Consider the following 2,641-nt stretch of genomic DNA (forward strand, 5'->3'; position numbering starts at 1 on the left):
GGCCGGGTGCGCAGCGTGGCCAATGCCGCCCGGCCCCTGGACCTGGATATCGTCGCGATGGGGGATGTGGTCCGTGCCGCGCCCGACCCGATTCTGCCGCATCCGCGCATGGGCGGCCGGGCCTTCGTGCTGCTGCCGTTGCGGGATGTGGCGCCGGGATGGGGCGATCCGAGTTCGGGCCGCACGGTGGAGGATCTGATCGCCGCGTTGCCGGACCAGGCGATCCGTGTTCTGGCCGAAGCTTGATCGGCTCAAGTCTGGCCGGCCGAATTCTGATCGGCCGAATTCTGGCCGCATGCTTGCATTCGAGGCACCTCACCACTAGGTATGGTTCTTTGCAACAGACATTTTTATCCGGAGGCCTGCCTCATGGCTCGCGTCACCGTCGAAGACTGCGTTGAACGGGTTCCCAACCGATTCGAACTGGTTCTTTATGCTGCCCAGCGGGCGCGGAACCTGTCCAGGGGAGAGGAACTGACGGTCGATCGGGACAATGACAAGAACCCCGTCGTGGCGCTGCGCGAAATCGCCGACCAGACGATCGGGCTGGAGCAGGTGCGCGGCGACCTGGTGCGTTCGCTGGCCCGCGCGCCCGAGCCCGAGCCGGCGGACGAGGAGGTCATGGACCTGATCCCGACCGAGCAGAACATTTTCGGCCTGCAGGACGTCACGGCCGAGGAAGAGGCGGCGCACGGCACGGCCGGCATGTCCGCCGAGGAACTCGAGGCCGCGATCGAGGCCGAACTGGGCGGCCGCGCGCGGCGCTGAGCCCATGGGGCACGAGGCGGCAGGTCCCGTTGATGCGCTGCATCATTCCGCCTCGGGCCTGGAGGCGTCCGTGTCCGGCGTGACCGATGGCGCCGTCCCGGTCGAAGTTGCGCCCGGCGAAGATGGGCCCGTCGAAGAGGTGGCGCCCGTGCCGGCCCGGGTCGTATCCTGCGAAGGATTGCTGCGCCGGGTCCGCGCCTATGATCCGGGAGCCGATCTCGACCTGATCCGGCGGGCCTTCCAGGTCGCGCAGCAGGCGCATGCGGGCCAAGCCCGCGACAATGGCGACCCGTATATTACCCATCCCCTGGCGGTCGCCAGCATCCTGGCGGGCTTCCATCTCGACGCGTCGTCGATCGCGACGGCCCTGCTGCACGACACGATCGAGGATACCGGCGTCACGCAGGAGCGGCTGCGCGCCGAATTCGGGCCGACGATCGCCGACCTGGTGGACGGCGTCACCAAGCTGACCAGGCTGGAACTGCAATCGGACCGGACCAAGCAGGCGGAAAATTTCCGCAAGCTGGTGCTGGCGATGTCCAAGGACATCCGTGTCCTGATCGTCAAGCTGGCGGACCGGCTGCACAACATGCGCACGCTGCATTACGTGCAGCGGCTGGACCGGCGGCAGCGCATCGCGCGCGAGACGATGGAGATCTATGCGCCGCTGGCCGGGCGCATCGGCATGGACAAGGTCAAGACCGAACTCCAGAACCTGTCCTTCGCCGAACTGGAACCCGAGGCCAACACCACCATCCGCGCCCGCCTGAACTATCTGCGCGGCCAGGGCGCCGACGTGATCGAGGAGGTGCGCCGCGAGTTGATCCAGCTTTGCCGCAAGGCCGGGCTGGGCGATGTCGAGGTGACGGGGCGCGAGAAATCGCCCTTCTCGATCTGGGAGAAGATGCAGAAGCGCAACGTGGCGTTCGAGCAGCTTTCGGACATCATGGCGTTCCGCATCATCGTGCCGACGCGCGAGGCCTGCTATGTGGCGCTGGGCGCCGTCCATGCTGCCTATCCGGTGATCGTCGGGCGGTTCAAGGACTATATCTCGACCCCCAAGGCCAACGGCTATCAAAGCCTGCATACCGGCGTGACCCTGCGCCATCCGCGCAACCAGAAGATCGAAGTCCAGATCCGCACCGCAGAGATGCACGACATCGCCGAAAACGGCGTCGCGTCGCACTGGCTGTACAAGCAGTTGCCCGGGGGAGGGACAGGGGCGGGAGCGGCCGACGATTCGGTGCGCGTCGTCACCGGACTGCGCTGGGTGCAGGACCTGCTGGACATCCTGGAGGATTCGGCGGCCCCCGACGAGTTTCTGGAAAACACCAAGCTCGAACTCTATCAGGACCAGGTCTTCTGCTTCACGCCCAAGGGGCAGTTGATCTCGCTGCCGCGCGGCGCCACTCCGGTCGATTTCGCCTATGCCGTGCACAGCCAGGTCGGCGACAGTTGCGTCGGCGCGCGGATCAACGGGCGGCTGATGCCGCTGCGCCACGAGTTGCAGAACGGCGACCAGGTGGAAATCATGACCGCCCGGGGCGGCACGCCGTCGCCGGCCTGGGAACGGTTCGTGGTCACCGGCAAGGCGCGGGCCCGCATCCGCCGCCACGTCGCGACCCAGCAGCGGGAGGCCCATATCGACAATGGCCGCGCGGCGCTGGCCAAGGCCTTTCGGCAGGAAGGCGTCGACGGGTCGGAAAAGGTGCTGGACACCATCCTGTCCGGCCTGAAATTCGCATCGGTCGAGGACCTGTACGTCGCGGTCGGCAACGGCAATACCGGGCCGCGGGACGTGGTGCATGCCGCCTATCCGGCATTGCGGCAGACGCCCCGGGCCCCGCGCATGGTGCCCGGCATCCCGATGCGC

Annotated in this window: 3 protein-coding genes; all 3 read left to right on the top strand. The window is 67.2% G+C overall.

Translation table 11 applies throughout. The features are described from left to right. Positions 1-246, top strand: a 246-nt coding sequence (locus HUK84_RS14580) for a 2-amino-4-hydroxy-6-hydroxymethyldihydropteridine diphosphokinase (protein ID WP_176640932.1), incomplete at its 5' end; no start/stop codon positions are given. 123 nt (positions 247-369) lie between these two features. Beyond that, positions 370-768 carry a DNA-directed RNA polymerase subunit omega gene (gene rpoZ, locus HUK84_RS14585; protein WP_176640933.1) on the top strand — a complete coding sequence of 133 codons (399 nt, stop codon included), beginning with the start codon at positions 370-372 and terminating at the stop codon, positions 766-768. Positions 769-772: 4 nt separating this feature from the next. After that, positions 773-2,641: RelA/SpoT family protein (locus HUK84_RS14590; protein WP_218064385.1), on the top strand; the 1,869-nt coding region annotated here is incomplete at its 3' end.

It is taken from the genome of Nguyenibacter vanlangensis, assembly GCF_013376155.1.
Lineage (GTDB): Bacteria > Pseudomonadota > Alphaproteobacteria > Acetobacterales > Acetobacteraceae > Gluconacetobacter > Gluconacetobacter vanlangensis.

Coding starts and splice junctions, on each gene's coding strand:
- rpoZ (WP_176640933.1), top strand. CDS start 370: ATGGCTCGCGTCACCGTCGAAGACTGCGTTGAACGGGTTCCCAACCGA.